We start from the raw sequence: 25,758 nt of genomic DNA, 5'->3' as shown, positions 1-25,758 counted from the left end.
CGCGCCCCGGCTAGCGAGCGACGGCCCCGCGCACCGACGCGGCCATCGCCCACACGAAGGCGTCCCGCGTCGCGTCGTCCAGCAGGTCGAGCGAGAGGTACGGGTTGAGGTCCTCCAGCTCCACGAGCAGCAGCTCGCCCTCCGGGGTGCGGCAGGCGTCGACGCGCTGGATGCCGTGCGGGAGGGTGTTCCACTCGATGAAACGGCGGGCGAACTCCCGGTCGGCGGCGGTGGGTTCGTACGGGCGCAAATCCCAGCGCCGCCCCGGGTCCGGCGCGTACAAGGCGTACTGGAGCGTGTCGTCGACGAAGTAGAAGGAGACCTCGTACTGGAAGTCGACGTGCGGCTGCACCAACAGGCCGTCCGTGAAGGGCAGTTCGCCGAGCTCGGCCGGGGTGACGACGCGCAGGCCGATCGAGTCCGCGCCCAGCTTCGGCTTCGCCACGTAACGATCGGCCGCGGGCAGCCGCCGGAGGTCCGCGGCGCGGTCGACCGTCGGGATCACCGGGTACCCGGCGCCGGTCAGGTCCAGCAGGTACTGCTTGCCCGCCATGTCGGCGCGGCCGGTCAGCGGGTTGTAGACGTTCGTGCCCCGCTCCAGCGCCCGCGCGCGGAACGCCTCGTACGCGTCCTGGTGGCCGAGCACCGGCCCGCTGTTGCGGACCACGACCACGTCGAAGCCGTCCATGAGCGCGGCCGCGTCCAGGGGGTGGCACAGGGCGAGGTCGAACGACGGGCGGAGCCGGGACGTGAGGAAGATGTCCTCGTCGCAGTAGCGGCGGCCGCGGGCCTCGTAGGCGAGGTCGGTGACGTAGAGGACGCGCGGGTGGCGGGACATCGGTGACTCCTGGGTCGCGGTGTGGTCCGCCCATTCCACCAGGGGGAGGGGGGGACCGAACCGTGCGGTTCCATGGGGCCACGACCCGCGCCTTCCCGGCCGCGGTCGGCGGGACCCACGGACCGGTTCGCGGAGCGGGACCTGCCGCTCCGCCGCCGGACTCTTTTCGTGTGACAAGCACACCGCCACGGGGCGGCGAGGGGCGAGATCCGGACATTCTGTGCATAGGTGAACGGGTTCGCGCGGGGTGTACCGCACCCCGTTCCCCGTTCACCGAAGGAAGCGCACCGTGACCTCTCGCTCGCTCACCCGGATCGCCGTCACCGCCGTCTCCCTGTTCGCCGTCGCCCTGCCGGGGGTGGCGCAGGCCGCCGATGCCGCGCCGAAGGGGCCGTGTCACCGGTACCAGGCGACCGTCAACCGGCACCAGGACCGTCTCGACGCGCTGAACGCGCAGATCGTCCCGGTCACGAAGAAGATCGAGCAGCTCGACCACGCGTACGAGGAGGCCAACAGCGCCGCCGAGTACCGCGCGACCGTCTGGGCCGAGGCCCGCGACTGGGTCACGTACCTGGAGGAGGACGAGTCGGGCGAGTTCTCCGCGGCCGACTACCAGCGCGCGGTCCAGGAGCGTGACGAGGCCCGCCAGGCGCTGGACAAGGCCAACGCGGAGGAGCGGAAGGCCTACGCGGCCCTGCGGGCCGTGCAGCAGGACCCGAAGCTGGTCGAGGAGCGCGCCAGGACGAAGAAGCTGCTGACCAGGGCCGAGAACGCGCTCGCCAAGTGCGAGGCGAACGCGGCCTGACGCCCGACCCATGCCGAAGGGGCCCGGCCGAGTTCGTCGGCCGGGCCCCTTCGGTGCGGCCCGGGACCCGCGAGGGTGCACCACCCGCCGGTCGGCCGGGGCCGGTGCCGGAACAGCCCGGATCAGGCCTTCTTGGTCTCCCAGAAGATCTTGTCGATCTGGGCGATGTAGTCCAGAGCCTTCTGGCCCGTGGCCGGGTCCGTCGAGCCCTTGGCGGCCGAGAGGGCCTTCAGGGTGTCGTTGACCAGCTGGTGCAGCTCCGGGTACTTCTCGAAGTGCGGGGGCTTGAAGTAGTCGCTCCACAGCACCGAGACGTGGTGCTTGGCGAGCTCGGCACGCTGCTCCTTGATGACCGTGGCGCGCGCCTGGAAGTGCACGTCGTCGTTGCCGGCCATCTTCTCCTGGACGGCCTTGACCGACTCGGCCTCGATGCGGGCCTGGGCCGGGTCGTACACGCCGCAGGGGAGGTCGCAGTGAGCGCTGGCCTTCACCTTGGGGGCGAACAGGCGGGAAAGCATGTTGCTGTCCTTCCTCGTGATCGTCTTCTCAGGTGGGACATTACTCCGTGCAGAACGGGTTTTCTCGAGTGCCCCCGGGGGCTTAGGACAAAAGTCCAGGGCGAGACTGGGACTGGTGGACGATGGGACCGGCGGATGGAAACCGGGGAGGATGTCTGATGCCCGAGGCGATCGAGGAAGCACGCGAGGCGAAAGTGCCGTTCCAGATCATCGAGGTGGTCGGTCCGTCCATGGTGCCGACCCTGTACCACGGTGACTGGATGCTGGTGCACTACGGCGCCCGGGTGCGGCCGGGCGACGTCGTCGTCCTGCGCCACCCCTTCCAGCAGGACCTTCTCGTCGTGAAGCGGATCGCCGAGCGGCGGGACGGCGGCTGGTGGGTGCTCGGGGACAACGCCGGGGCCGGCGGCGACAGCAGCGTGTACGGCGTCGTCCCGGACGACCTGGTGCTCGCCAAGGTCCGCGGCCGGCTGCGGCGGCGCAGGCCGTGGGCCGAGGGCGAGGGTCAGCGGTCCGTGGCGGCCGTGGTGTCCTGGGCGCTGCGCGCCGTGCGCCCGGTGCTGTCCGACCGGTCCGTCTCCAGGCGTTTGCGGGCCCGGTAGGCGGCGACGTTGGCGCGGGTCGCGCAGCGGTCCGAGCAGTAGCGGCGGGAGCGGTTCGTGGAGGTGTCCAGGTACGCGTTGCGGCACGGCGCCGCCTCGCACAGGCCGAGGCGGTCCACCCCGTACTCGGTGAGGTGGAAGGCGAGCCCCATCGCGGCGATGGAGGCGTAGCCGGCCGTCGCGTTGGACGGGTGGTCGGCCAGGTGCATGTGCCACAGCGGGCGCCCGTCGTCGTCCCGGTGGTTGTGACCGGAGATCTGCGGGCTCACCGGGAACTCCAGCAGGAGCGAGTTCAGCAGGTTCACCGCGAGCTCCTCGTCGCCGCTGTCGGCCGCGTCGAACACCGCGCGCAGACGGCCCCGGACGCTCCTGAAGCGGGTCAGATCGGAGTCCGTCGCGCGGCGGGCCGCCTCCTGGCTGGCGCCGAACAGGTCGCGCACCGCCTCCACGGAGGTCAGGTTGTCCTTGCCGCGGCCCGGCTCCTCGGTGTTGACGAGACGCACTGCGTAGTCCGAGTAATAGGCCAGTTCCACTTGTAGTCCTTACCGGGGCGGTCTATCGTCTGGGGCGAGCGAGAGTAATGCTCGCTCTGGCTTTCAGGGTATTACGCACCGTCGCTCGCGGTGCCGACCGTGTCGCTCGTACGGGAGGGCTTCATGACCGAGACCACCGCCGACACCCGGGCTGCCGACTGGCGGGCCTGGCAGGACAGCTGGGACCGGCAGCAGGAGTGGTACATGCCGGACCGCGAGGAGCGGTTCCGGGTGATGCTCGACATGGTCGAGGCGTGCGTGGGCCGGGCGCCCCGCGTGCTCGACCTCGCGTGCGGCACCGGCAGCATCACCGACCGGCTGCTCACCCGCTTCCCGGACGCCACGAGCGTCGGCGTCGACCTCGACCCGGCGCTGCTCGCCATCGCGCGCGGCACCTTCGACGGGGACGAGCGCGTCACCTTCGTGACGGCCGACCTCAAGGACCCGCAGTGGACGCAGGCGCTGCCGCACGACTCGTACGACGCCGTGCTCACCGCCACCGCCCTGCACTGGCTGCACTCCGGCCCTCTCGCGACGCTCTACGGTCAACTCGCCGGCCTCGTCCGCGACGGCGGCGTCTTCATGAACGCGGACCACATGATCGACCAGACGACGCCCCGGATCAACGCCGCGGAGCGTGCGCTTCGCCATGCGCGGATGGACGCGGCGAAGGCGGGCGGGGCGCTCGACTGGGCCGAGTGGTGGGCGCTGGCCGCTCAGGACCCGGTCCTGGCCGGTCCGACGGCCGAGCGGTTCGAGATCTACGGGGAGCATGCCGACGGGGACACGCCGCCGGCGGCGTGGCACGCGGAGGCGCTGCGCGGGGCAGGGTTCGGGGAGGCGCGGGTGGTGTGGGGCTCGCCCTCCGATGCGCTGGTGCTCGCGCTGAAGTGACGGTCGCGGCTGCGGGGTGAGCGTCTCGTCGCGGGCCGCGGCCCGGTGGGGCTGCTTCGCCGCTGCCTCCTCGATGAGATGCCGCACGCGGTGCGCATCTCAGGGGCGCGGGGAACTGCGCGACCGCACCCGCCTCCCACTCAAAAAGGGGCGCCCGGGGTCCACGACCCCGGGCGCCCCTTTCCTGTCGGCGTCGGACGACTACAGCACCTTGGAGAGGAACGACTGCGTCCGCTCGTGCTGAGGGTTCGTCAGAACATCGCGCGGGTGGCCCGATTCGACCACCACGCCCTCGTCCATGAAGACCAGGCTGTCGCCGACCTCACGCGCGAAGCCCATCTCGTGCGTGACGACGACCATCGTCATGCCGGACTCGGCGAGGTCGCGCATGACATCGAGGACGTCACCGACCAGCTCCGGGTCGAGCGCCGACGTCGGCTCGTCGAACAGCATCAGCTTCGGGTCCATCGCGAGCGCCCGGGCGATCGCGACGCGCTGCTGCTGGCCGCCGGAGAGCTGGGAGGGGTAGTTGCCCGCCTTGTCGGCGAGGCCCACCCGGTCGAGCAGCTCCTGCGCGCGCGTCCTGGCCTGCGCCTTGGCGACGCCCTTGACCTGGACGGGCGCCTCCATGACGTTCTCCAGCGCCGTCAGGTGCGGGAAGAGGTTGAAGCGCTGGAACACCATGCCGATGTCGCGGCGCTTCAGGGCGACCTCCCGGTCGCGGAGCTCGTACAGCTTGTCGCCCTGCTGCCGGTAGCCGACCAGCTCGCCGTCGACGTACAGCCGGCCGGCGTTGACCTTCTCCAGGTGGTTGATGCACCGCAGGAAGGTCGACTTGCCGGAGCCGGAGGGGCCGATGAGGCAGAACACCTCGCCCTGCTTGACCTCCAGGTCGATGCCCTTGAGGACCTGCACGTTGCCGAAGGACTTGTGGACGCCCTCGGCCTTGACCATCGCGTTCGCGGTCATGCTCCCACCCCCGTGCCCGAACGGTTCGAGAAGGAGAGCATGTTGGCCTTCACCTTCTGCCAAGGCGTGTTCGGCAGCTGACGCAGGGTGCCCCGCGCGTAGTACCGCTCGATGTAGTACTGCCCGACGCTCAGGATCGACGTCATGATCAGGTACCAGGCCGCGGCGGTGAAGTACATCTCCACCGGCGAACCGGACTGCTGGCCGATGTCCTGGGCGTACCGGAAGAGTTCGTTGAACTGGACCGCCGCGACGAGCGAGGTGGTCTTCAGCATGTTGATGAACTCGTTGCCGGTCGGCGGCACGATCACCCGCATCGCCTGCGGGATCACGATGCGGCGCAGGGTCTTGGCGTGGCTCATGCCGAGCGCGTGCGACGCCTCGGTCTGGCCCTCGTCGACCGACATCAGACCGGCGCGGCAGATCTCCGCCATGTACGCCGCCTCGTTGAGGCCCAGGCCGAGCAGGGCCGTGAGCAGCGGCGTCATGAAGGACGACCAGTAGTCCTTGTAGATCGGCCCGAGGTTGATGTACTCGAAGACCAGGCCCAGGTTGAACCAGATGAACAGCTGGACCAGGACCGGCGTGCCGCGGAAGAACCAGATGTAGAACCAGGCGATGGAGCTGGTCACCGGGTTCTTCGACAGGCGCATCACGGCGAGCGTGACACCGCCGACCACGCCGATCAGCATCGACAGGACGGTCAGCAACAGGGTCTTGCCGACGCCCGTCAGGATGCGGTCGTCGAAGAAGTAGTCGGGGACCGCACCCCAGTTGATCTTGCCCTGGCCGAAGGCGTAGATGATCGAGCCGAGGAGCGCGAGGGCGACGACGGCGGCGAGGTACCGCCCGTAGTGCCGGACCGGAATGGCCCTGATGGCCTCCGGCGCGGCCGCGGGCGGCGGCGTGTCCTCGGGGCCGCCGCCCGTCTTCTCTATGTCAACAGACACGGATCTTGCCTTTCAACGACTTCGATGACGCGTCGTACGCGGTCACTTGCCGCCGTTGACGGTGGCTTCCTTCACGGCGCCGGCCTCGACGCCCCACTTGGCGATGACCTTGTCGTACTCGCCGTTCTTGATGATCGCGTCCAGCGCGGCCCGGAGCGCGTCGCGCAGTTCCGTGTTGCTCTTGGCGACGGCGATGCCGTACGGGGCGGCCTCGACCTGGTCGCCGACGATCTCGAAGTCCTTGCCGCCGCCCGAGGTCTTCACCGCGTACGCGGCGACCGGGAAGTCGGACGAACCGGCGTCGGCGCCGCCGGAGCGCAGCCGGGTCTGGGCCTGCTGGTCGTCGTCGAAGGCCTGGATGCCGAGCTTCTTGGAGCCGCACTTCTTGGCCTGCGCCTTGGCGAGGTCGTGGGAGACCGTGCCGCGCTGCACGACGATCTTCTTGCCGCACAGGTCTTCCCAGGTCTTGATGTCCTGGGTCTTGCCCTTGGGGGTGTAGATCGAGACGCCCGCGTTGAAGTAGTCGACGAAGTCGACGCCCTCGCCGACCTTCTTGCCGGTGTCCGAGTCCACGCCGTCCTGGCGGTCCTTGGTGTCGGTCATGGCCGACATGGCGATGTCGTAGCGGTTCGAGCGCAGGCCCGTGACCAGGGTGTCGAACGTGCCGTTCTGGAACTCGAACTTCACACCGAGCTGCTTGCCGAGCGCGTCGGCCAGGTCGGGGTCGATACCGATGGCCTTGCCGGACTTGTCCTTGAACTCGACCGGGGCGTAGGCGATGTCCGAGCCGACCCGGATGACGCCCTTGTCGCGGATCTCCTTGGGGAGCTTGTCCGCGAGCGGTGCGCTCTTGCTCGACGCGGAGCCGCTGTCGGCGTCCTTGTCCTTGGTCTGGTCACCGCAGCCGGTCAGCAGCAGGGTGCCGGCGACCGCGATCGCGCCGACCGCGGCTATCCGGGACTTCGCGGACTTCGCGGTCGTGCGACGGGTGGTGCTTGCGGTCATGGTGGGGTCCTCCGGCAGGGTGGGTGGAGTTGCCGTGTCGGTCGCCTTGGCACACACCTTCGGGTGTCGCGACCTCGCGTGATGACGGCATCTTGCCATTCGGACTGACCCGTGCAGGGCGTCAGAGATGTCAAAATCGGATAACAGGTGCGCCAAGAGCCCCAACAGGGCGGCATGTCACGGTGCATAGGGCCGCATCATCTGCGGACCCACTGTCCGGAGGCGGGAGATTCTCCGGCGAACTGCCCGCAGTCTCACCATTCGGGCGTGCTTCCACCGCGCTTCGAGCGCGACTTGATGACTTGTCCAGATATTCGGCTATGAGTCATGTCACCGGGCCGTGATCGATCACGTATGGGCTCGTCCGCAGCACCGTCCGTCAGGTAAGAAGGTTCTTTACACCCCTCATCCGGGGCTCAGGGCGCGCGTGCGGCGCGCCCGTCGCGTGCGGTCCCGTACAGCGGTTCACAAACGGGACCAGCTGGGCCGTACGCGGTGCCCGCCCGCTCCTCAACCAGGAGCGGACACCCTCAACTGATGTTTTAAGACTTAAGGGGTCAGACAAGTGGCAGCGGAGATCGTCAATCCTCGCAGCGACACCAGTACCGGCAACGAAGGCGACGTGGATCCCGTCGATTCCTTCGACCCGGCGTTCGCGCTGCACCGCGGCGGCAAGATGGCCGTGCAGGCCACCGTGCCGGTCCGTGACAAGGACGACCTGTCCCTGGCGTACACGCCCGGCGTCGCGAAGGTGTGCAGCGCGATCGCCGAGCAGCCGGAGCTCGTCCACGACTACACCTGGAAGCCGAACGTCGTGGCCGTGGTCACCGACGGCACGGCCGTGCTCGGCCTCGGGGACATCGGCCCCGAGGCGTCCCTCCCGGTGATGGAGGGCAAGGCCATTCTCTTCAAGCAGTTCGGCGGCGTGGACGCGGTGCCGATCGCGCTCGCGACGACCGACGTCGACGAGATCGTCGACACCGTCGTGCGCCTCGCGCCGTCCTTCGGCGGCGTCAACCTGGAGGACATCTCGGCGCCGCGCTGCTTCGAGATCGAGCGCAAGCTCCAGGAGAAGCTGGACATCCCGGTCTTCCACGACGACCAGCACGGCACCGCCGTGGTGACGCTGGCCGCGCTGAAGAACGCGGCCCGGCTCAGCGGGCGCTCGCTCGGCGAGCTGCGGGGCGTCATCTCCGGCGCCGGCGCGGCCGGTGTGGCGATCGCGAAGTTCCTGCTGGAGGCCGGTCTCGGTGACGTCGCGGTCACCGACCGCAAGGGCATCGTCAGCCGGGACCGCGAGGACCTCACGCCGGTCAAGCGCGAGCTCGCCGAGATCACGAACAAGGCGGGTCTGTCCGGCTCGCTGGAGGACGCCCTCGCGGGTGCCGACGTCTACATCGGCGTCTCCGGCGGTACGGTCCCCGAGCCCGCGGTCGCCTCGATGGCGCCGGGTGCCTTCGTCTTCGCGATGGCCAACCCGAACCCCGAGGTGCACCCCGACATCGCCCACAAGTACGCGGCCGTGGTCGCGACCGGGCGCTCGGACTTCCCGAACCAGATCAACAACGTGCTGGCGTTCCCCGGGATCTTCGCGGGCGCGCTGCAGGTGCGGGCCTCCCGGATCACCGAGACGATGAAGATCGCGGCCGCGGAGGCGCTGGCCGCGGTGGTCGGGGACGAGCTGACGGCCGAGTACGTCATCCCGTCGCCGTTCGACGAGCGGGTGGCGCCGGCGGTGACGGCCGCCGTCGCCGCCGCCGCGCGGGCCGAGGGCGTCGCGCGACGCTGAGTACCGCATGTGGTCGAGGCCCCGCTCCGGCGGGGCCTTCTCCATGCCCTTCCCCTGCCCTTCCCCTGCTCTTCCCGTGCTCGTCCAAGCCCTTTTCCGGGCTCCGCGCCAGGGGACGTGTGTCACAGGCGGAGGTGGTTCCCCGGCCCCCGCGCGGCGCCTATCGTCAAGGTCATGTTCGCTGCCTATGCCGCCCGCATCGACCGTGACCAGCCGCTGAACGGACTGGAGTTGGGGGAGCGGCCCGCCCCCGAGAACCGGCCCGGCTGGACCACCGTGAACGTCAGGGCCGCCTCCCTCAACCACCACGACCTGTGGTCCCTGCGCGGGGTCGGGCTCGGCGAGGAGGCGCTGCCCATGATCCTGGGCTGCGACGCCGCCGGGACCGACAGCGACGGCAACGAGGTCGTCCTGCACTCCGTCATCGGGCAGACCGGTTACGGGGTGGGGCCCCGCGAGGGCCGCTCCATCCTCACCGAGAAGTACCAGGGCACCTTCGCCGAGCAGGTCACCGTGCCCGAGTGGAACGTGCTGCCCAAGCCGAAGGAGCTCTCCTTCGAGGAGGCCGCGTGCCTGCCCACCGCATGGCTGACCGCGTACCGGATGCTCTTCACCAACGCCGGTGTGCGCCCCGGTGACTCGGTGCTGGTCCAGGGCGCGGGCGGCGGTGTCGCCACCGCCGCGATCGTGCTCGGCAAGGCGGCCGGTCTGCGGGTCTTCGCCACCAGCCGCGACGAGGCCAAGCGCAAGCGGGCCCTGGAGCTGGGGGCCGTGGAGGCCGTGGAGTCCGGGGCGCGGCTGTCGCAGCGGGTGGACGCCGTGATCGAGACGGTGGGCGCCGCCACCTGGTCGCACTCGGTCAAGTCCCTGAAGCCGGGCGGCACGCTGGTCATCTCGGGCGCGACCAGCGGACCGAGCCCGAAGGCCGCCGAGCTGAACCGCATCTTCTTCCTGGAGCTGAAGGTCGTCGGCTCGACCATGGGCTCCAAGGACGAGCTGGAGGACCTGCTGTCCTTCTGCGCCGCGACCGGAGTGCGGCCCGTCATCGACGAGGTGCTGCCCCTCGACCGGGCCCGCGAGGGCTTCGAGAAGATGGCCGGCGGCGAGCTGTTCGGGAAGGTCGTGCTGACCGTCTGAACCGCTTCGCGGACAAGGGGCGCCGTGAAGGCGCCCCTTTTTCATACCCGCCATGTCAACTGTGGTTGACGCGGTGGGTGTGTCAACCTACATTGACATCATGACCGAGGCAACGGATCTCGCCGAGCAGGCGGGCGCCCGCGATCCGCGGGTCGGGCTGCGGGCGGTCGCCGCACTGCGGCGGCTGCTGGAGCAGCTGGAAGCGGTACAGGTGCGCAGCGCGCGCAATCAGGGCTGGTCGTGGCAGGAGATCGCGGCCGAGCTGGGAGTCAGCCGACAGGCCGTGCACAAGAAGTACGGGAGGCGATGATGTTCGAGCGGTTCACCAAGGGTGCCCGGGACGTGGTCAAGGGCGCCGTCGCCCACGCGGAGCGCGAGCGCGCCCCGTACATCGACGAGGGGCATCTGCTCCTCGCGGTCCTCGACGCCCGCGGCACCCGGGGCTCCTTCGTCCTCGGCGCGCTCGGTGCGGACGCCGAGGGGAAGCGCGCGGCCATCGGGGAGGCCCTCGTCGCCGCGCGCCGCCGGGCGGGCCTGAGCCAGGCGGACGCCGAGGCCCTCGCCGGGCTCGGCATCGACGTGGACGAGATCGTCGCCCGGGTCGAACAGACCCATGGCGTCGGCGCGTTGAGCGGTGGCCGCCGGCTCGGCGGGCGGCGCCCCTTCGCCAAGGAGGCGAAGGGGGTCCTGGAGTCGTCCCTGCGGGCGGCCCTCGCGCACGGCGACCGGTCCATCGGCGACGAGCACCTCCTCCTCGCCCTCGCCTCCCGCCCCGGCATCGCGTCCGAGGTCCTCGCCGGGCACGGCGTGACCGTACCGGCGGTGGAGCGGGTGCTGTACGGCGGCGGGGAGGCGGCGGCGAGCTGAGCCGCCCCGGCGGCCCGCCGCCCGCGGCTCACGCCTTCGGCGCCCGCAGTGCCGCCCCGATGCGCGCGGCCGCCTCCGACAGATGGCGCCGGGCCGACCGGAGCTGGTCCTCGGAGACGCCGTGGTCGCGGGCCGCGTCGCGGATGTCGTCGCGGAAGCGGTCCAGGAGACGGTCCAGGTCGCGGGCCGGGTCGCCGGTGGAGTCCGCCGTCGCCCAGGACGGGACGTACTCGGCGGGCACCTCGTCGGATGCCGGGCGGTACTCGGGCCCGGGCGGCGCAGGGGGCGTACGGCCGGAGTCCTTGCCGAGGTCCTTGCCGAAGGACTTGCCGAACTCGCCGAACTCCTTGGCCAGTTCGGACAGGCCCTCGCGCACGCCCGTCGGCCAGTCACCCCGCGCGAAGTGGTCCTGCACCTGGTCCTGGACCTGCTTGGCCACGCGCTGGAACTCCTCCTGCGCCTGGACCCGCACCCGGTCCTGGGCCTCCTTGGCCTGGCGGCGCGCCCGCTGCGCCTCCTCGCGGGCCCGGCGGCTCTCGTCCTTCGCGCGCCGCGCCTGCTCCTTCCACTCCTGCTTCGCGCGGCGCAGCTCCTCCTTGGCGGCGCGCCAGGAGTCCTTGTCCACGAAGTCCTTGAAGTCCCCGAAGTCGGGGCCGGAGCCGGAACGGGCCCCGCCGGCCCCCGAGGTGGCCGCCCGCACCTCGCGGCGGAGCTCGCCCGCCGCGCCGCGCACGTCGTCCCGGATCTCGGCGGCCAGCTCGGCGACCGACTCCCGGATCTCCAGCTCCAGATCGGCCAGCTCACCGCTGCGGTCGGCCAGCTCGGCGCGGCCCGCGTCGGTGATCGCGTAGACCTTCCGGCCGCCCTCCGTGGTGTGCGTGACCAGGCCCTCGGACTCCAGCTTGGCCAGACGCGGGTAGACCGTGCCCGCCGAGGGCGCGTACAGCCCCTGGAAGCGCTCTTCCAGCAGGCGGATCACTTCATAGCCGTGGCGCGGGGCCTCGTCGAGGAGCTTGAGGAGGTACAGGCGCAGGCGGCCGTGGGCGAAGACGGGAGGCATGTCAGAGCACCTTCTTGTCGGCGGGCTGGTCCTTCGGGTCGTCCTGCGGCTCCGCGTCGAACGGCTCGTCCTCACCCGACGGCCTGCGCAGCAGGGCGATCGAACCGGAGACCGTCGTCGCCTTCAGGCTGCCCGTGCCCGCGCCGAGCCGGCCCGTGATCTTGTGCGCGCCCCACTGGCCGGACACGCGCAGACCGTCGAACGCGTTGGACACCGCGCCGCTCGCCGTGTTCGCCTCGACCTCCGTGTCCGCCGGGTGCGGGATGCGGATGGCGATCTCGCCGGAGACGCTCGCCAGGCTCACGTCCGTCGGTCCGGCCGGGTCGAGGTCCACGATCATCGAGCCGCTGACCGTGTCCGCCTTCACGAAGGACCCCGAGCCCTCGACCACGGTCAGGTCGCCGGACACCGAATTGAACCGGAGGTCACCGGTGACCGCCTGGGCCTCGACGCTGCCGGAGACCGTGCTGGTGCGCACCGGGCCCGTGACGCCCACCAGGGTCGTGTCGCCGGTGACGCCCTTCACCTCCGTACGCCCCTCTATGCCGGAGACGACGGCGCCCGCGCCGACCACGCCCACCTCGACCCGGGTGCCGCTGGGCACGGCGAGCGTGACGACCGCGCTGCGGTGCCACCCCTTGGGGTCGAGCCACTTGAGGAAGCCCTTCCAGGGCAGATCGTCGTAGGCCACGGAGAGCGTGTCGTCCCGCTGCCGCACGATGAGCGGGGGCCCCTCGACGTCGGAGACCTCCAGACGGGCGGAACTCTCGTCCGTGCCCACCACGTTCACCGTTCCGTTCACGATGCGTACGTGCAGGGCCGTCACCGGCTCGTCGAAGGCGAGCTTCCGCGGCTCCGCGACGGACCACTCGGGCATGGTGCGACCTCCTCCGGAGTGAACGCGCCATATCGCGTCCTCTGCAAAACACGATATATCGCGGATGGGGAAAGTGCAAGACAGGTCGCCGCGGGATCCGCCTCGCCCGCGGGCGGCGCGGGCGGACATCTGTGGTCCGATGCGGGCAAATTGCCCTAGCGTGGGGCCATGCCGTCGTCCCCTGAACCCGCCGGCGCGCTGCTCCTGTGCCGCGCCGACCCCGCCGCTGTCGGCCCCGCCGCCCAGCTGCTGCGCGAACGGATGCTGCTCGCCCCGGCCGGACCCGAGTGGAGCGTCCTCGTGCCCGAGTCGAAGCCCTGGCTCGCCGGGGCCGACGGCGGCGGCGAACCCGTCGACCGGGTCCTCGGCGGCTGGGCCGGCGCCCTCGCCGTCGGCGCGCCCTGGCCGGTGCTCGCCCTGTGGTGGGACGCCGACCGCAGCGGCTTCACCCTCGCCGCCGGCTTCCGCCGCCCCGTCGGCTACGTATGGCTGGCGAACGGCACCCCGGCCGGCGAGGGCGAGGCCATGCGCACCTTCGCCGCCCGCCTCGGCCTCGACCCGGTGCTCGACATGCAGTCCCTCGACGCCCTCACCGAGCCCGACACGGAGGCCGACGCCCGGGCCCGCATGCTCGGCCTGCTCGCCGTCCTCACCCGCACCGGGCTCACGCTCCCCGCGGGCCTGACCCCCGGCGAACCGGCCGACCGGCTGCGCGAGGTCGCCCGGGTGCAGCCGCACGCGGAGAGCGTCGAGTGGTCGGGATGGCGGGACGCCGTCCGCGCCGAGCTCGACGTCGTCGAGAACACCAGCATCGGCCCCTGGCTGCGCGGCCCCAGGGCGCGCTGCCTCGCCGCCGCCCAGCTGGCGGCCGGGGTGCCGCTCACGCTGCACGGCCTGCGGCGGCGCAGCGGGGGCTGGATCACCGCGGCGGCGCTGCTGCTGGTGCACGGGGCGCTCGGATTCGCGTACGACCGGATGCGCGCCCGCCCCTGAGGGCCCGGACGGCTACTCGTCCTCGTCCTCGTCGTCCAGACGCGCCAGCCACGTCGCCAGCCGTTCCACCGGCACCTCGAAGTCCGGGTTCAGGTCGACGAACGTCCGCAGCTGCTCGGCGAGCCACTCGAAGGTGACCTCCTCCTCGCCGCGCCTCTTCTCCAGTTCTTCGATGCCGCGGTCGGTGAAGTACAAGGGGTGCTCCGTGTGCCGGTGGATGCCGCTCTGGGCCGCTCTGTCCCCGCCAGGATAGGAGAGCGCGGGAGACTCTCGCCCCGTCGGCCGGTGCGGGTTAGCCTGATGAATCATCAATGCCTGTGAGGCGTACGTGATGCGGTGCGCCGCGGCGACGGGGGAGTGCGCCATGGGGGACGGGATAAGGCCGATACAGCTGCCGGACGGCACCGAGGTCTGGGTCAGAACCTCGCGGCTCGACGGACCCGGCGACGGCACCGACGATTACGACGACCTGTACGAGGACGTCGGCGTCTGGGAGACGGTGACCACCAAGGTCGAGGGGCTGAAGGAGACGGTCGAGGGCGTCGCCCGGTCGGTCCGCGCGGCCACCGCCGCGGCCGCGCCCGACGAGACCGCGGTGACCTTCGGCATCGAGGTCAGCGCCAAACCCGGGCGGGCCGTGGCCGTCCTCGCCGACGGCGAGGCCAAGGCGAACCTCTCGATCACCCTGACCTGGCAGCACGACCGGCGCCGTGCGGATCCCGGCGGCACCGGCGAAGGAGGCGGCGACCGGGCCGGGGCCTGATGCCGGCCCCCGACCGGGAGCCGCTGTGGCACCTCGCCGAGCAGGCGACCGTCGGCATGGGCCCGCCGCCCGCCGCGGCGGACCACGGCGGCCGGGACCTCCTCGCACCGCCCCGCGATCTGTGGGGCAGCGGCTTCTTCGTGGCGCCGGGCTGGGTGCTGACCTGCGCCCATGTGCTGGTCGACGGGACCGGGCGGCGGCGGCCGGGCGCCGCCGCGGGGCAGCCGGATGTCGGGGTGTACGTCGACGGCAGGGTGTTGCCGGGACGGCTCGCGTACTGCATGCCGCTACCGCGCCGGTCCGTGCCGAGGAACGGCGGCGCCGGTGACCGGGAGACGTTCGCGTCCGCCGTCGAGGGCATCGAACCCGACCTCGCCCTGATCGCCCTGCTCGAACCGATGGAGCGCGAGCGCTGCGTCTGGCTCACCGACCGGCCGCCGGGCGAGTTCGCCCGCGACGACGGGGGCGGCATCATCGGCCGGTTCGCGCCCAGGTCCCGCGACGGCGGGCACTGCGTCGTCGAACGGCTCACCTGCGGACACGGCAGCACGAAGGGCACCCGCATCAAGTTCGGGCTCAGCGTCGACATGCGGCCCGGCACCTCCGGCGGACCCCTCGTCGACCTGGAGCGCGGCGAGGTCGTCGGAGTGGTCAAAGCCCGCTTCCGGGACGGGGGTTCGGGGCTCGCGGTCGCGGTCAGCGCCCTGCGCGAACTGTCGCCCGACGCGCACCTGGACGGCGCGCCGGACCTCGGACCCGAGCCGTACCACGAGCTGATGCGGCGGCACGACTCCTGGCACTGGCGGCGCCAGCACCCCGAGCACAGCGACGGCGAACCCACCTGGATCGACGTACAGCGCGAACTGCCCCGGCGGCGCGGCACCTGGGACGTCCTGGACCGCCTCGACGCGCTGCACCGCCTGGCCGGCGTGCCCGGACCGACCGCCCCCGCCGTCGTACGGCAGCTCGCCAGGGACGCCCTGGGCCGGTCCCTCGGCCACCCCGTCGGACCCGTCAGCTGGCGCGACGGCCACGGCATGCTGCACGGCTTCGGCGGCCGCGACGACCTCGCCGTGCACCTGCGCTACCTCTCCCTCGTGGCCGGATGGATCACCGCCCACGCGGCCGGCGCCGAAGCCGCGGCCGCCGCGCGCGACCTGTACGAGTCCGTCATGCAGCGCGGACAGGCGCTCGGCGCCAAGGAGCGGGCCGGGCTCGGCAGCCTGCGGCCCCGGCCCCGCGCCGTCCTGCTGGAGTTCGACCACGCGCCGCCGCCCGCCTACCTCGACGAGGGCGAGGTGGAGACCCGCCGGTACACCTGGACGCTCTTCAAGGGGTACGACGACGGGCGCTGGGAGCTGGCCGTGCCGCCGCCCGCCGAGGGACGCCCCTTCGAGCGGGCCAGGGCCGAGGCGCTGGACGCGCTCGCCGAAGTGCTGGCCGCGGCCGACGCGGCCCGGCCCGTGGAGGACCCGGTACCGCTCGAAGTCGCCCTGCCCGGCGTCGAGTTCGCCGCCACCGTCGCCGAGTGGGAGATCCGGGAGGACCCCCGCCCCAGCTCGCCGCGCAGCCCCATGGGGATCGACCGGCCCGTGGTGCTGCGCGACATCGAGCGGCGCGGCGAGGTGCTCGACCGGGACAGCGCCGCGGCGCTCGCCGAGCGGTGGCAGGAGCGCTGGCGCGGCCTGGTCGGAGCGCCCCGCCTGGTACCGCTGCGCTCCGCCGCCGCACCGGCGCCGCTGCGCCGCCCCGACCTGCTGCGGGCGCCCCACGGATCCGTGCCCGTGCTGTGCCAGCAGGTCGGCGAGGGACCCGGCCACGACGCGGTCCAGCGGGCCGTGGGCCTGGGCTATCCGGTCGCCCTGTGGCGGGCGGACGGGCACCGGATCTCGGACGGCTGCGGCACCCGGTGCACCGCCTTCCACGACGGCGTCGAAGGGCTCCTGGACCGGGAGGGCGACGCCGTGCGCACCCTGCCGGGCCGGCTCTGGCGGCTGCGCAGCGAGCAGACCGACGAGTGGGTGCGCGGGGTGGTCCTCTTCTACGACAGCCCCGACCACCCCCTCCCGCAGGCGGCGGGCAGACCGCTCGAACCGCCCGGCTCCCGACCCGGCCGGAAACAGTCGTGAGCGGGTCGCGCGCCCGGCGCTCCCGCGGTCCAACACCCGCACCCCCGGGCCGACTTGAAACAGACCAGAGGGGGCCGCGCCCCCGGTATTTTCGTGGCAGCCTGTCGCGGAGGGGGCCGACATGAGCGAGTGGCTGATCTACCGGGGCGCCGGAGCCCCGCACGACGAGATCCAGCGGCTCCCCCCACCACCGCCCTGGCGGGATTTCGACGGTGCGCCCGCGCTGCCCTCGCCCGGCGAGCTGGACAGCGCCTCCGTGCGCCGGCTCGGCGTGCGCAGCCGCCAGGCCCAGATGCACCGGCCCGGCGCCGAGGAGCGAGAGCTGGTCAACGCGGCCCTGTACCTGCGCAGACCGCTGCTCGTCACCGGGCAGCCCGGCAGCGGCAAGTCGACCATCGCGCACTCCGTCGCGTACGAGCTGAAGCTGGGCCGCGTCCTGTCCTGGCCCGTCGTCAGCCGCAGCACCCTGCGCGACGGCCTCTACCAGTACGACGCCATCGGGCGCCTGCAGGACCTCCAGATCCGCACCGCGCTCGGCGAGGACACCGCCGCGGGCATCGCCGACATCGGGCGCTACATCCGGCTCGGCCCGCTCGGCACCGCGCTGCTGGCCTACGACCGGCCGCGCGTCCTCCTCGTCGACGAGCTGGACAAGAGCGACATAGACCTGCCGAACGACCTGCTGAACGTGCTGGAGGAGGGCGAGTTCACCGTCCCCGAGCTGGAGCGGATCGCCGACGTCGCCCCCGAGGTCGAGGTGCTGACCGACGACGGAGCCAAGGTGACCGTGCGGCACGGCCGCATCCGCTGCCGCGCCTTCCCGTTCATCGTGCTGACCAGCAACGGCGAGCGGGACTTCCCCGCACCGCTGCGCCGGCGCTGCATCCAGCTGGAGATGACGCCGCCGGACGCCGAGCGGCTCGCCGGGATGGTGCGCGCCCACTTCGGCGAGGGCGCCGACCACGAACACGCCTCGCTCATCGAGCAGTTCCTCGACCGCGACCCCGGTGACGTCCTCGCGGTCGACCAGCTGCTCAACGCGATCCACCTGGTACGGCAGACGGGCTGGGACGAGGACAGCGGGGCCCGCGCCCGGCTGGCCGCGGAACTGATGCACCCGCTCGACCGGACCCGGTGACGGCGGTGCCCGGACAGGAGGCCCCCGACCCTCTCGCCCGGCTCGTCCGCACCCTCGACGAAGCAGGCACCCCCCTCGACAGCCGGGAGCTCGCCGACGCCCTCTGGCTGGCCCGCTGGACCCGCCCCGACAGCGCGCAGCGGCACCGGCCCGACGGGGCACCGGCGACCGGACAGCCGGCCGCCGAACCCCGGGAACCGCACCGCGACCCCGGTACGCACCGATCGGATCCGGCCAATCCCGGGCCGGCGCAGCCGACGGAGCCGCGCACCGCACCGGCCGGCGCGGCCCACCTCAGGGAGGCCGCGCCCGCCGAGGTGCCCGCCCCCTCGTCGACGTCCGAGCGCAGACCCGGCGCCGCCGTGCTCCCCGGCCTGCCCCCGCTCCCCGCGCTGCGGCGCTCGCTGCGCTCCCTGCGCGCGTACCGCCCCTCGGGAGTGTTCGCGCCCAGCGAGCTCGACGAGATCGCCACGGCCGAACTCACCGCCACCACCGGCCTGTTGAGCCCGGTACGACGTCCCGTACGGCGCCGCACCGCCGATCTGGTGCTGCTGATGGACGGTGCCCCGTCCATGGCGGTGTGGGACGGCCTGCTGGAGGAACTGCGCCGCGCCTGCGTCCAGGTCGGGGCGTTCCGCGACGTCGTCGTGCAGTACCTGCACCCGCTCGGCGCCGGCCTCGGCGTCACCGCGCAGCCCGGCCTCGGCCATGTGCTGCGCCCCGCGCAGGAGGTGTCCGACCCCTCGGGCCAGCGCGTACACCTGCTGCTCAGCGACTGCACCGGGCCTCTGTGGCGCGACGGCACGTTCCAGCGGCTGCTGCGCGCCTGGGCGGCGACCGCCCCGCTCGCCGTGCTGCAGCCCCTGCCGCGCCGGTTCTGGCAGCGGACCGCACTCCCGGCCACGGCAGGCATACTGACACGACGTCAAGGCCCGTACCGTGCACTGGAGTTCAGCCGACTCGGCCGGGGGAGCGAACCGGGACCGCCGCAGCCCGGCCTGCACGTCCCCGTCCTGATGCCCACCCCCGCCGCGCTCAGCACCTGGTCGCGCCTGGTGTCGGCCGACGGCGGACTGCGGCTGCGCGGCGCCGCGGCGCCCCTGGACCCCGCCGCGCACCCCGCCGAACCGGCCCCACTGCCCCCGGACCCGGCCGACGACGAGGCCGAGCGGCTCCTCGTGGAGTTCGACGAGACCGCCTCGCCCACCGCCCGCAACCTCGCCGTCCAGCTCTCCGCCGCGCCGCTCGCGCTGCCCGTGATGCGGCTGGTCCAGCGCACGATGCAGCCCGGCAGCGGCCCCGGCGAACTGGCCGAGATCCTGCTCGGCGGACTCGTCACCGAACGGCCGCCCGGCCCCGGACCGGGCCCCGGCCAGGAGCAGGAGAGCCGCACCGGCCCCTGGTTCGACTTCAAGCCGAAAGTGCGCACCCTGCTCCTGGAGCGGCTCAGCGCGGGCGAGGCGGCGCTCGTCCTCAAGCACTGCGCCCTGTACATCGAGCGGACCTTCGGCCGCGGCGCCCGCAACTACCCGGCCGCCGTCGTCGCCTACCTGGAAGGCACCGGGCGCCGCCCCGCCGGCGGCACCGACAGCGTCCCCGAACCCTTCGCGACGGTCTCGGACCTCGTGCTGCGCCACTTCGAACGCAGCCTCGCCGAACTGCCCGGCTCACCCCGGCTCCCCGGCCACCCCCTGCGCGCGGCCCAGAAGCGCCTGCGCCGCTACGAGAACGGGGGCGGCGCCGACGACCTCCTGGAGGCACTGCGCCTGCTCCGCACCCCGAAGGCCGCGGAGCACCCGGACGGGAACCGCCTGTACGCGCGAGCCCTGCTGCACGCCTGGCGGGAATGGCGGGACCCGCGGCAGCTCGCCGAGGCCGAGGACGTGGCGCGGCGCGAGGTCGACACCCTCGCCCGGCAGCCCGCGCCCGACCCCGGGGCGCTCGGCGCCGCCCGCCTCACGCTGGCCGAGGTGCTGCGGGCGCACGGCGAGGACCGGATCGCCGCGGCGGCCCGGCGGCGGCCCCCGGACGCCGCCGAGGAGCGGGCCCGCGGCGAGCTGCTGTTCGACGAAGCGCTGAGCCAGCTCGAACTCGCGCTGGAACAGCCCGGGTCGACCGCCACCACACGACTCGAATGCGCCGTGCTGCTCACCGCCCTGGTCAACCGCCGCCTGGACCGCTCACCCGCCGGCGACCTCGCGCCCCTCGACGTCTCCATCGCCCTCCTCGACCGCCTGACCCGGCACTGGCCCACCGCGCACCCGCCCGCCGACCTCTGGTACGCCCTGGGCCGGGCCCTGCTCCGGCGCGCCGAACTCGCCCCCGGCGCGACCCCCGAACAACGGGAACTCGCGCTGCGCGCCGCATCGGCCCTCGCGTCCGGGGTACAGCGCACAGGGGGCGCGAGCGGCAGCGGCGTACCCCCCGCGCGTGCGTTGTTTGATCTCGCCGAGGCACACGCGCTCGGCGCAGAGCCGTTCGGTTCCCCGGCGGAGGGGGAAGCCTTGAAGCGGGCCGCCCACGCGGCGCGGGCCGAAGGAGACACGCAACTGGAGGCGGCGGCGCGGGGCAGGCTCTCCGTATGGCTATGGAAACGTGACCAAGCGGAACTAGAGACGGCCGAGGCGGAGATGAAACGGGCACTGAGTCTGTTGCGACCGGGCGATCCACAACGAGCCGAACTTCTCGTCTCCTACGGTCAGATGCTGCTGGAGTCGCAGCGGGACCCCGAGGAGACCGACGACACGAACACGGTTTCCGAGGCCGTGCACAGCCTGCGCGAGGCCGTGGCCGACACCGCACCCAGCCACCCCTCCGCCATCGACCGCCGGCTCCTCCTCGCCGGCGCCCTGCGCAGGCGCTACCGCGCCGAGTCCATGATCGCCGACCTGTACGAGGCGTGCTGGACCCTGGACCAGGCACTGAGGGACACCGAAGGCGCCGCCCCGCGCGCCGCCGTCTGCCTCGAACTCGGCGTACTGCACCGCCTGCTGGCCCAGCGCACCCAGGAGCGCGAGGAATGGGTCCGCTCCGACGAGGCGTTCGCGCGGGCCGCGCAGGAGGCCGACGAGGCACGCGACCCGCGGACCGCGGCGCGGGCACTGCACGGACGCGGCGAGGTCCTGGAGTATCTCGCCGGCCCGGCCCGGGCCCTGGAGATGTACCGCGCGGCCAAGGAGCGCTGGACACGCACCCGCGCCGCGGACCCGGCCGAGACGCGCCTCACGGATGACCGGATCCGGCGGCTCGACGGCACGGAGTGACTCGTACGTGTTTCCGGGCCGGGGCGAGAGGGCATGCCCGGTGAGTTGATTGTCCCGAGGAGGCGATGTGCAGACCCCGGCCGCGAGCGATCCCATCGAGCCGCTCCCCGACTTTTCCGGGCTGGATCTGGCGGAGCTGCGGGACCGGAGCGGTCACCCGGTGCTCGGCGCGGTACTGGACGGACTTCTGGAGCGGCCGCGCCCGGCGGGGCGAACGGTGGCCATGTTCAGCGACGGGCCGGACTGAGCGAAACCCACGCGACGGGGGGAGAGGCGTGGAGTTGGACCGCACGGCGCCAGGGGCGTCGAGTGCCCTCGCCACCTGGCCGCTGCGCGACCTGGACGTGCCGGGGCTGCGCAGGTCGGGTGTGCGGCCGGTGCCGTTCAGGCAGTTCGTGCTCAAGGTGCGCAGCCGGTGCAACCTCGCCTGCTCGTACTGCTACATCTACGAGGGCGCGGACAGCACCTGGCGGGAGCGACCCACGCAGGTCACCGGTGCCACCGTGCGGGACACGGCCGCCCGGATCGCCGAGCACGTCCGTACCCACCGGCTCACCTCCGTACGGGTCGACCTGCACGGCGGGGAGCCCCTGCTCGGCGGCGCCGGACCCTTGCTGCGCCATGTCACGACGCTGCGCGAGGCGTTGCCCGCCAACTGCGCGGTCGACTTCGGACTGCAGACCAACGGCACTCTGCTGACCACGCGGGCCCTGACCGACCTCACCGCCGCCGGTATCCGCGTCGGCCTGAGTCTCGATGGCGGGAGCGCCCGGCACAACCTCCTGCGGACCGACCACGGGGGCCGTCCTGCCTGGCCCGCGGTGGCCCGGGCGGCCCGGCTCCTGGCCCGTCACCCGGGCGCGTACGCGGGCATTCTGTGCACCATCGATCTCTCCAACGACGCGACGGATGTGGTGAGCTCACTCTTCGAGCTGCACCCGCCCGCCCTGGACCTGCTGCTCCCGCACGCCAACTGGAGCACTCCGCCGCCCGGCGTCGCCCCGGCGGATCCCGGCATGCTGCGGCTGCCGCACGACCGCCCCACCCCCTACGGGGACTGGCTGGCCGAGGCCTTCGACCTGTGGTGGGCGCGGCGGAGCCGCCCTTCGGTACGGATCCGGCTGTTCTCGGAGATCATCGCACTGCTCCTCGGCCGCCCCAGCGTGACCGAGGCAGTCGGCCTCTCACCCGTGGCCACGGTCGTCATCGACACCGACGGCGCCATCGAGCAGGTCGACTCGCTCAAGACGGCTTACGAAGGCGCGCCCGCAACCGGTCTCGACGTTCGCCGCAACAGCTTCGACGAAGCTCTCGACCACCCGGGCATAGCCGCCCGCCACCTGGGCCGCGACGCCCTCGGACCGGCATGCCGCGAATGTCCGCTCGTCGCGGTGTGCGGCGGCGGCAACTACGCCCACCGCTACCTTGCCCTCAGCGGGTTCCGCCATCCCACGGTCTACTGCGCCGACATGGCCCGCCTGATACGCCATGTCTCCGACCGCCTCAGCACCGAGATCGGCACGTCGCCGTAGGCCACCCGGCCGAATACGGATGATGCCCGACGCTTAGTCAGATTTGCGGGGTGGGCATGAACTACCGTTCCAGCAGCCCACGTTCCACTACGCACGCCCATCGTTCGCAGGACAGGGAGACGGTCGCATGGCCGAGTTCATCACCATCAGTCACGCGGGCTCCAGCCGTCCTTGGGCGGCCTGGGTCTCGCACCAGCTGGAGCGGCAGGGAATCGGCACCGCGATGCTGCGCTGGGACCCAGCGGTGGAGACCTCCCTCGTCGACGCACTGACCGGTCTGCTCGACGCGCCGGGACGCATTCTGCTTGTCCTTGACGACTGGTACTTCGGCCTCGGTCCACGCCCGATGACGGAGTGGGCGGAAGCTCTGCGCGAGGTGATGTCCGAGCACGGCGACCGGTTCCTCGCGGTCAACATCGCCGCGGGCGCACTGCCCGCCGCGGCGGCAGCGCTCGCGCCCGTCAGCCTGCTCGGTCTCGACGCACGGGAGGCGAGTCGCCGGCTCCTTCGCCGGATCGGCGTCGAACGGCCACGTCCCGCCGAGGAGGGCGACGGAGGACCCCGCTTCCCGAACGACGATCAGGTGCAGTGGAACGTACCGCCACGCAACGAGCGCTTCACCGGCCGCGACGAGATCCTGGAGCGGATCCATAACGTCTTCGCGGACAGCGCCGAGGGCGAGCGCTGCGTGCTGCGGGGTATTTCCGGTGTCGGAAAGACGCAGATCGCCCGCGAATACGCGTACCGCTTCCGCAACGAGTACGACATCGTCTGGCAGGTCAACTCCGGCTACCCGGGCACCGCCCGTGAGCAACTCGCTGAACTCGCCACCCGGCTCGACCTGCCCGCGGGCCGCGAGACCGGTGACCGGATCCGTGCCGTACAGGGAACCCTGCGCAGCGGCCGCCCCTACCGCAACTGGCTGCTGATCTTCGACGGCGCCGACAATGTCGACGGCATCGAGGCGCTGCTGCCCGACGGTCCCGGCCATGTATTGATCACCACCCTCACCCGGGACTGGGCCGCGTTCAGCCGCACGCAGGAGATCGAGGTCCATCCCTTCACCCGGCGGGAGAGCGTTGCCTTCGCCTGCCGACGCGCGCCCCGGCTCAGCCCCGTGCAGGCGGACGCGCTCGCCGAGGCCGTGCAGGACCTGCCGCTCCTGGTCAACCAGACCGCCGCCTGGCTCGCCATCAACGAGACCATGCCCATCGAGACGTACATCGAGAGCATCCGCAGCGGTCGGCCCAACGAGTTCGGGCTTAGCATCATCGACGACGACTACAAGAAGAGCGTGTGGACCAGCTGGTCGCTCACGCAGAACATGCTGCGCGAGAAGCACCCCGACGCCTCCGAACTCCTGAAGATCTTCGGCTTCTTCTCGCCCGACGCGATCCCCGTCGGCCTCATCCAGTCCGCCAGGCCCGGCGACCTGCCGCCGCACCTGGAGGCCCTCACCGCCGATCCGATCGGCTGGCACACCAACCTGCGCCGCCTGAACGAGGCGACCGCCGTGATGCGCATGGACTATCCGGTCGCCGACACCCGGATCGACCAGGGTGTCGAGACCGTCCAGATGCACCACCTGTACCACAGCTATCTGCGCACGGGCATGCCCGAGGCGGAGCGCGAGCAGGCCGCCGCGGCGGCCTGCCGAGTCCTGGTCAGCGCCTCGCCGCGCAACCCCAACGACACTCGCCTGTGGGAGCGTTACGCCCAGATCATCCCGCACCTGGACCACGCGGGGGTGTTCGACAGCGCCGACCCGGACGTCCAGGGTCTCGTCCTGGACTGCATCAACTATCTGCGCGTACGGGGTGAGTACTCGGCCGGTCTCGAACTGATCCAGAAGGCTCTGCCCCGTTGGCAGCAGCGCTTCCAGCCCATCGACCGCAACTTGCTGCTGCTCGACTATTACCACGCGATCATGCTCCGTCGAATCGGTCGCTACCGCGAGGCCGAGGCCGCGGGCCGCAACTCGGTGGCCCTGCTTGAGGAGCACGCGCCGGACAGCGGCGAACTCCTGCTCGCCAAGCAAGGGCTGGGCGGATCGCTGTGGGCGCTCGCCGCCTACGAAGAGGCCCGCGACCTCTTCAGGGAGGTGGGAGAGGCATACCGCGGGCTGCTGGGCGAGCAGCATCCGCGAACCCTCGACCAGAACCACAACTATGGTTCCGTGCTGGCCCAAATGGGTCAGTACGAAGAGGCCTTGGCCATCGAACTCGCCGTGTTGCAGGCCAGGGAGCGGGTGCTCAAGCTGCGCCACCCCGCCACACTGGAGAGCGGCACCATCTGCTCCAGCCTCATGCGTTGGCTCGGCCGATACGCGGAGGCGCTCTCGCGCCAGGAGCAGAACGTACGCGTTCACCGTCAGATCATGGATCTCCACCACCCGCAGACCTTGCGTGCCGAACACAACCTCGCGCTCTGCCTGCGTCGTTCCGGCGAATACCAGCAGTCCGACGTCCTGATGCAGACCGTGCTCACCCGCTCCGAGCAGGTCCACGGTCCCGGCCACCCGGACACCCTCGCCGTGCTCGCCGACTACGCGACCCTGCAGCGCTCCCACGGCGACCCCGGCCGGGCGAGGGAACTGGCCGAGCGCGCCGCGGCCGGGCACGCTTCCCTGCTGGGTGACGGCCACCCGTTCTCCGCCGGTGTCCTCGGTAACCTCGCCCTCGTCCAGGCCGAGTTCGACGACCGCGACGAGTCCCTGCGCACCTCGGAGCGGGCCCTGGCCCGGATGCGTGCTGCTGTCGGGGACCGGCACCCGTGGACGCTCGGCTGTGCTCTCAACACCTCGGGAGCCCGTGCCCTCGCGGGCGACGTGGAAGGTGCGGAGGAGCTCAGTCTCGCCACCATGGAGAAGGCCGCGGAGGTGCTCGGCGCACGCCACCCGCTCACGCTCTCCGCCGGGGCTGCCTACGCCACGGACCTGCGCCTGTTGCGCCGCGGCAAGGAGGCGGGGGAGAAGGAACAGGAAGTCATCCGGGCGCTCGCCGAGACTCTCGGCGACCAGCACCCGCACACCGTCAGCATCCGCCGCCGCTTCCGCCCCTACTGGGACTTCGAACCCCAGCCGGTCTGATCGGAATG

At 72.1% G+C, this 25,758-nt stretch carries 24 protein-coding genes; 15 read left to right on the top strand and 9 right to left on the bottom strand.

Annotated features, from left to right (window positions below):
- Positions 1-10: 10 nt before the first annotated feature.
- The gene (locus ACQUQD_RS13900; RefSeq protein WP_428952370.1) at positions 11-838 is read right to left on the bottom strand and encodes a hypothetical protein; all 828 of its coding nucleotides are present in this window, start codon (positions 836-838) and stop codon (positions 11-13) included.
- A gap of 289 nt (positions 839-1,127) precedes the next feature.
- Between ACQUQD_RS13900 and ACQUQD_RS13895 the strand changes: the two genes are divergently transcribed.
- Positions 1,128-1,643 (top strand): hypothetical protein, encoded by a 516-nt coding sequence (locus ACQUQD_RS13895; RefSeq protein WP_428952369.1) that lies wholly within the window; start codon positions 1,128-1,130, stop codon positions 1,641-1,643.
- A gap of 122 nt (positions 1,644-1,765) precedes the next feature.
- On the opposite strand, the gene sodN is transcribed toward ACQUQD_RS13895, so the two are convergent.
- Entirely contained in the window at positions 1,766-2,161 is a 396-nt protein-coding gene (gene sodN, locus ACQUQD_RS13890; protein ID WP_428952368.1) for a superoxide dismutase, Ni, read from the bottom strand.
- A gap of 158 nt (positions 2,162-2,319) precedes the next feature.
- On the opposite strand from sodN, the gene sodX reads away from it, so the two are divergent.
- A complete protein-coding gene (sodX, locus tag ACQUQD_RS13885) occupies positions 2,320-2,763 on the top strand; it encodes a nickel-type superoxide dismutase maturation protease (RefSeq protein WP_428952367.1) in 444 nt (147 codons plus the stop codon).
- On the opposite strand, the gene ACQUQD_RS13880 is transcribed toward sodX, so the two are convergent.
- Complete coding sequence (locus ACQUQD_RS13880; protein ID WP_428952366.1) at positions 2,667-3,296, bottom strand: CGNR zinc finger domain-containing protein; 630 nt, start codon at positions 3,294-3,296, stop codon at positions 2,667-2,669. The genes sodX and ACQUQD_RS13880 overlap by 97 nt on opposite strands.
- Positions 3,297-3,419: 123 nt before the next feature.
- Between ACQUQD_RS13880 and ACQUQD_RS13875 the strand changes: the two genes are divergently transcribed.
- Entirely contained in the window at positions 3,420-4,190 is a 771-nt protein-coding gene (locus ACQUQD_RS13875) for a class I SAM-dependent methyltransferase (protein ID WP_428952365.1), read from the top strand.
- A gap of 201 nt (positions 4,191-4,391) precedes the next feature.
- Here ACQUQD_RS13875 and ACQUQD_RS13870 read toward each other — a convergent pair whose 3' ends face one another.
- Genes ACQUQD_RS13870 through ACQUQD_RS13860 form a run of 3 tightly spaced genes read right to left on the bottom strand, consistent with a single transcriptional unit; the run spans position 4,392 to position 7,114 of the window.
- The gene (locus ACQUQD_RS13870) at positions 4,392-5,144 is read right to left on the bottom strand and encodes an amino acid ABC transporter ATP-binding protein (RefSeq protein ID WP_428957552.1); all 753 of its coding nucleotides are present in this window, start codon (positions 5,142-5,144) and stop codon (positions 4,392-4,394) included.
- An 11-nt stretch (positions 5,145-5,155) separates the two neighbouring features.
- On the bottom strand, positions 5,156-6,109 hold the full coding sequence (locus ACQUQD_RS13865) for an amino acid ABC transporter permease (RefSeq protein ID WP_428952364.1): 954 nt from the start codon (positions 6,107-6,109) through the stop codon (positions 5,156-5,158).
- A gap of 42 nt (positions 6,110-6,151) precedes the next feature.
- Positions 6,152-7,114 (bottom strand): ABC transporter substrate-binding protein, encoded by a 963-nt coding sequence (locus ACQUQD_RS13860; protein WP_428952363.1) that lies wholly within the window; start codon positions 7,112-7,114, stop codon positions 6,152-6,154.
- Between the two features lie 565 nt (positions 7,115-7,679).
- On the opposite strand from ACQUQD_RS13860, the gene ACQUQD_RS13855 reads away from it, so the two are divergent.
- The 4 genes from ACQUQD_RS13855 to ACQUQD_RS13840 all read left to right on the top strand — a co-directional run bounded on the left by ACQUQD_RS13855 (position 7,680) and on the right by ACQUQD_RS13840 (position 10,907).
- Positions 7,680-8,903 carry an NAD(P)-dependent malic enzyme gene (locus ACQUQD_RS13855; protein ID WP_428952362.1) on the top strand — a complete coding sequence of 408 codons (1,224 nt, stop codon included), beginning with the start codon at positions 7,680-7,682 and terminating at the stop codon, positions 8,901-8,903.
- A gap of 174 nt (positions 8,904-9,077) precedes the next feature.
- A complete protein-coding gene (locus tag ACQUQD_RS13850) occupies positions 9,078-10,040 on the top strand; it encodes a zinc-binding dehydrogenase (RefSeq protein WP_428952361.1) in 963 nt (320 codons plus the stop codon).
- Positions 10,041-10,140: 100 nt separating this feature from the next.
- The gene (locus ACQUQD_RS13845; RefSeq protein ID WP_207827323.1) at positions 10,141-10,350 is read left to right on the top strand and encodes a helix-turn-helix domain-containing protein; all 210 of its coding nucleotides are present in this window, start codon (positions 10,141-10,143) and stop codon (positions 10,348-10,350) included.
- Entirely contained in the window at positions 10,350-10,907 is a 558-nt protein-coding gene (locus tag ACQUQD_RS13840) for a Clp protease N-terminal domain-containing protein (RefSeq protein WP_428957551.1), read from the top strand. Before ACQUQD_RS13845 ends, ACQUQD_RS13840 begins: the two co-directional genes overlap by 1 nt.
- A 28-nt stretch (positions 10,908-10,935) precedes the next feature.
- Here the strand turns inward: ACQUQD_RS13840 and ACQUQD_RS13835 are convergent, their stop codons facing one another.
- Positions 10,936-11,967 carry a helix-turn-helix transcriptional regulator gene (locus ACQUQD_RS13835; protein WP_428952360.1) on the bottom strand — a complete coding sequence of 344 codons (1,032 nt, stop codon included), beginning with the start codon at positions 11,965-11,967 and terminating at the stop codon, positions 10,936-10,938.
- A gap of 1 nt (position 11,968) precedes the next feature.
- Complete coding sequence (locus ACQUQD_RS13830; protein WP_428952359.1) at positions 11,969-12,844, bottom strand: DUF4097 family beta strand repeat-containing protein; 876 nt, start codon at positions 12,842-12,844, stop codon at positions 11,969-11,971.
- 168 nt (positions 12,845-13,012) lie between these two features.
- Here ACQUQD_RS13830 and ACQUQD_RS13825 point away from each other — a divergent pair, with 168 nt between their 5' ends.
- Positions 13,013-13,837 carry a hypothetical protein gene (locus tag ACQUQD_RS13825; RefSeq protein WP_428952358.1) on the top strand — a complete coding sequence of 275 codons (825 nt, stop codon included), beginning with the start codon at positions 13,013-13,015 and terminating at the stop codon, positions 13,835-13,837.
- Positions 13,838-13,849: 12 nt separating this feature from the next.
- On the opposite strand, the gene ACQUQD_RS13820 is transcribed toward ACQUQD_RS13825, so the two are convergent.
- Positions 13,850-14,032 carry a DUF6104 family protein gene (locus ACQUQD_RS13820; RefSeq protein ID WP_003961784.1) on the bottom strand — a complete coding sequence of 61 codons (183 nt, stop codon included), beginning with the start codon at positions 14,030-14,032 and terminating at the stop codon, positions 13,850-13,852.
- A gap of 169 nt (positions 14,033-14,201) precedes the next feature.
- Between ACQUQD_RS13820 and ACQUQD_RS13815 the strand changes: the two genes are divergently transcribed.
- The 7 genes from ACQUQD_RS13815 (at position 14,202) to fxsT (ending at position 25,750) form a co-directional block, all read left to right on the top strand.
- Entirely contained in the window at positions 14,202-14,600 is a 399-nt protein-coding gene (locus ACQUQD_RS13815) for a CU044_2847 family protein (protein ID WP_428952357.1), read from the top strand.
- Positions 14,600-16,729, top strand: coding sequence for a trypsin-like peptidase domain-containing protein (locus ACQUQD_RS13810; protein WP_428952356.1), 2,130 nt, complete (start codon positions 14,600-14,602; stop codon positions 16,727-16,729). Before ACQUQD_RS13815 ends, ACQUQD_RS13810 begins: the two co-directional genes overlap by 1 nt.
- Before the next feature lie 121 nt (positions 16,730-16,850).
- Positions 16,851-17,867 (top strand): AAA family ATPase, encoded by a 1,017-nt coding sequence (locus ACQUQD_RS13805; RefSeq protein ID WP_428952355.1) that lies wholly within the window; start codon positions 16,851-16,853, stop codon positions 17,865-17,867.
- 5 nt (positions 17,868-17,872) lie between these two features.
- A complete protein-coding gene (locus ACQUQD_RS13800) occupies positions 17,873-21,130 on the top strand; it encodes an SAV_2336 N-terminal domain-related protein (RefSeq protein WP_428952354.1) in 3,258 nt (1,085 codons plus the stop codon).
- A 67-nt stretch (positions 21,131-21,197) separates the two neighbouring features.
- Complete coding sequence (locus ACQUQD_RS13795; RefSeq protein WP_428952353.1) at positions 21,198-21,377, top strand: YxD-tail cyclophane-containing RiPP peptide; 180 nt, start codon at positions 21,198-21,200, stop codon at positions 21,375-21,377.
- 34 nt (positions 21,378-21,411) lie between these two features.
- Positions 21,412-22,662 carry an FxsB family cyclophane-forming radical SAM/SPASM peptide maturase gene (locus ACQUQD_RS13790; RefSeq protein WP_428957550.1) on the top strand — a complete coding sequence of 417 codons (1,251 nt, stop codon included), beginning with the start codon at positions 21,412-21,414 and terminating at the stop codon, positions 22,660-22,662.
- Positions 22,663-22,789: 127 nt separating this feature from the next.
- Positions 22,790-25,750, top strand: coding sequence for an FxSxx-COOH system tetratricopeptide repeat protein (gene fxsT, locus ACQUQD_RS13785; RefSeq protein WP_428952352.1), 2,961 nt, complete (start codon positions 22,790-22,792; stop codon positions 25,748-25,750).
- Positions 25,751-25,758: the final 8 nt, after the last annotated feature.

This window comes from Streptomyces sp. cg35 (genome assembly GCF_050410835.1).
GTDB lineage: Bacteria > Actinomycetota > Actinomycetes > Streptomycetales > Streptomycetaceae > Streptomyces.
The sequence above is the reverse complement of the archived record's forward strand: the minus strand, read 5'-3'. Positions and strand labels throughout refer to the sequence as shown.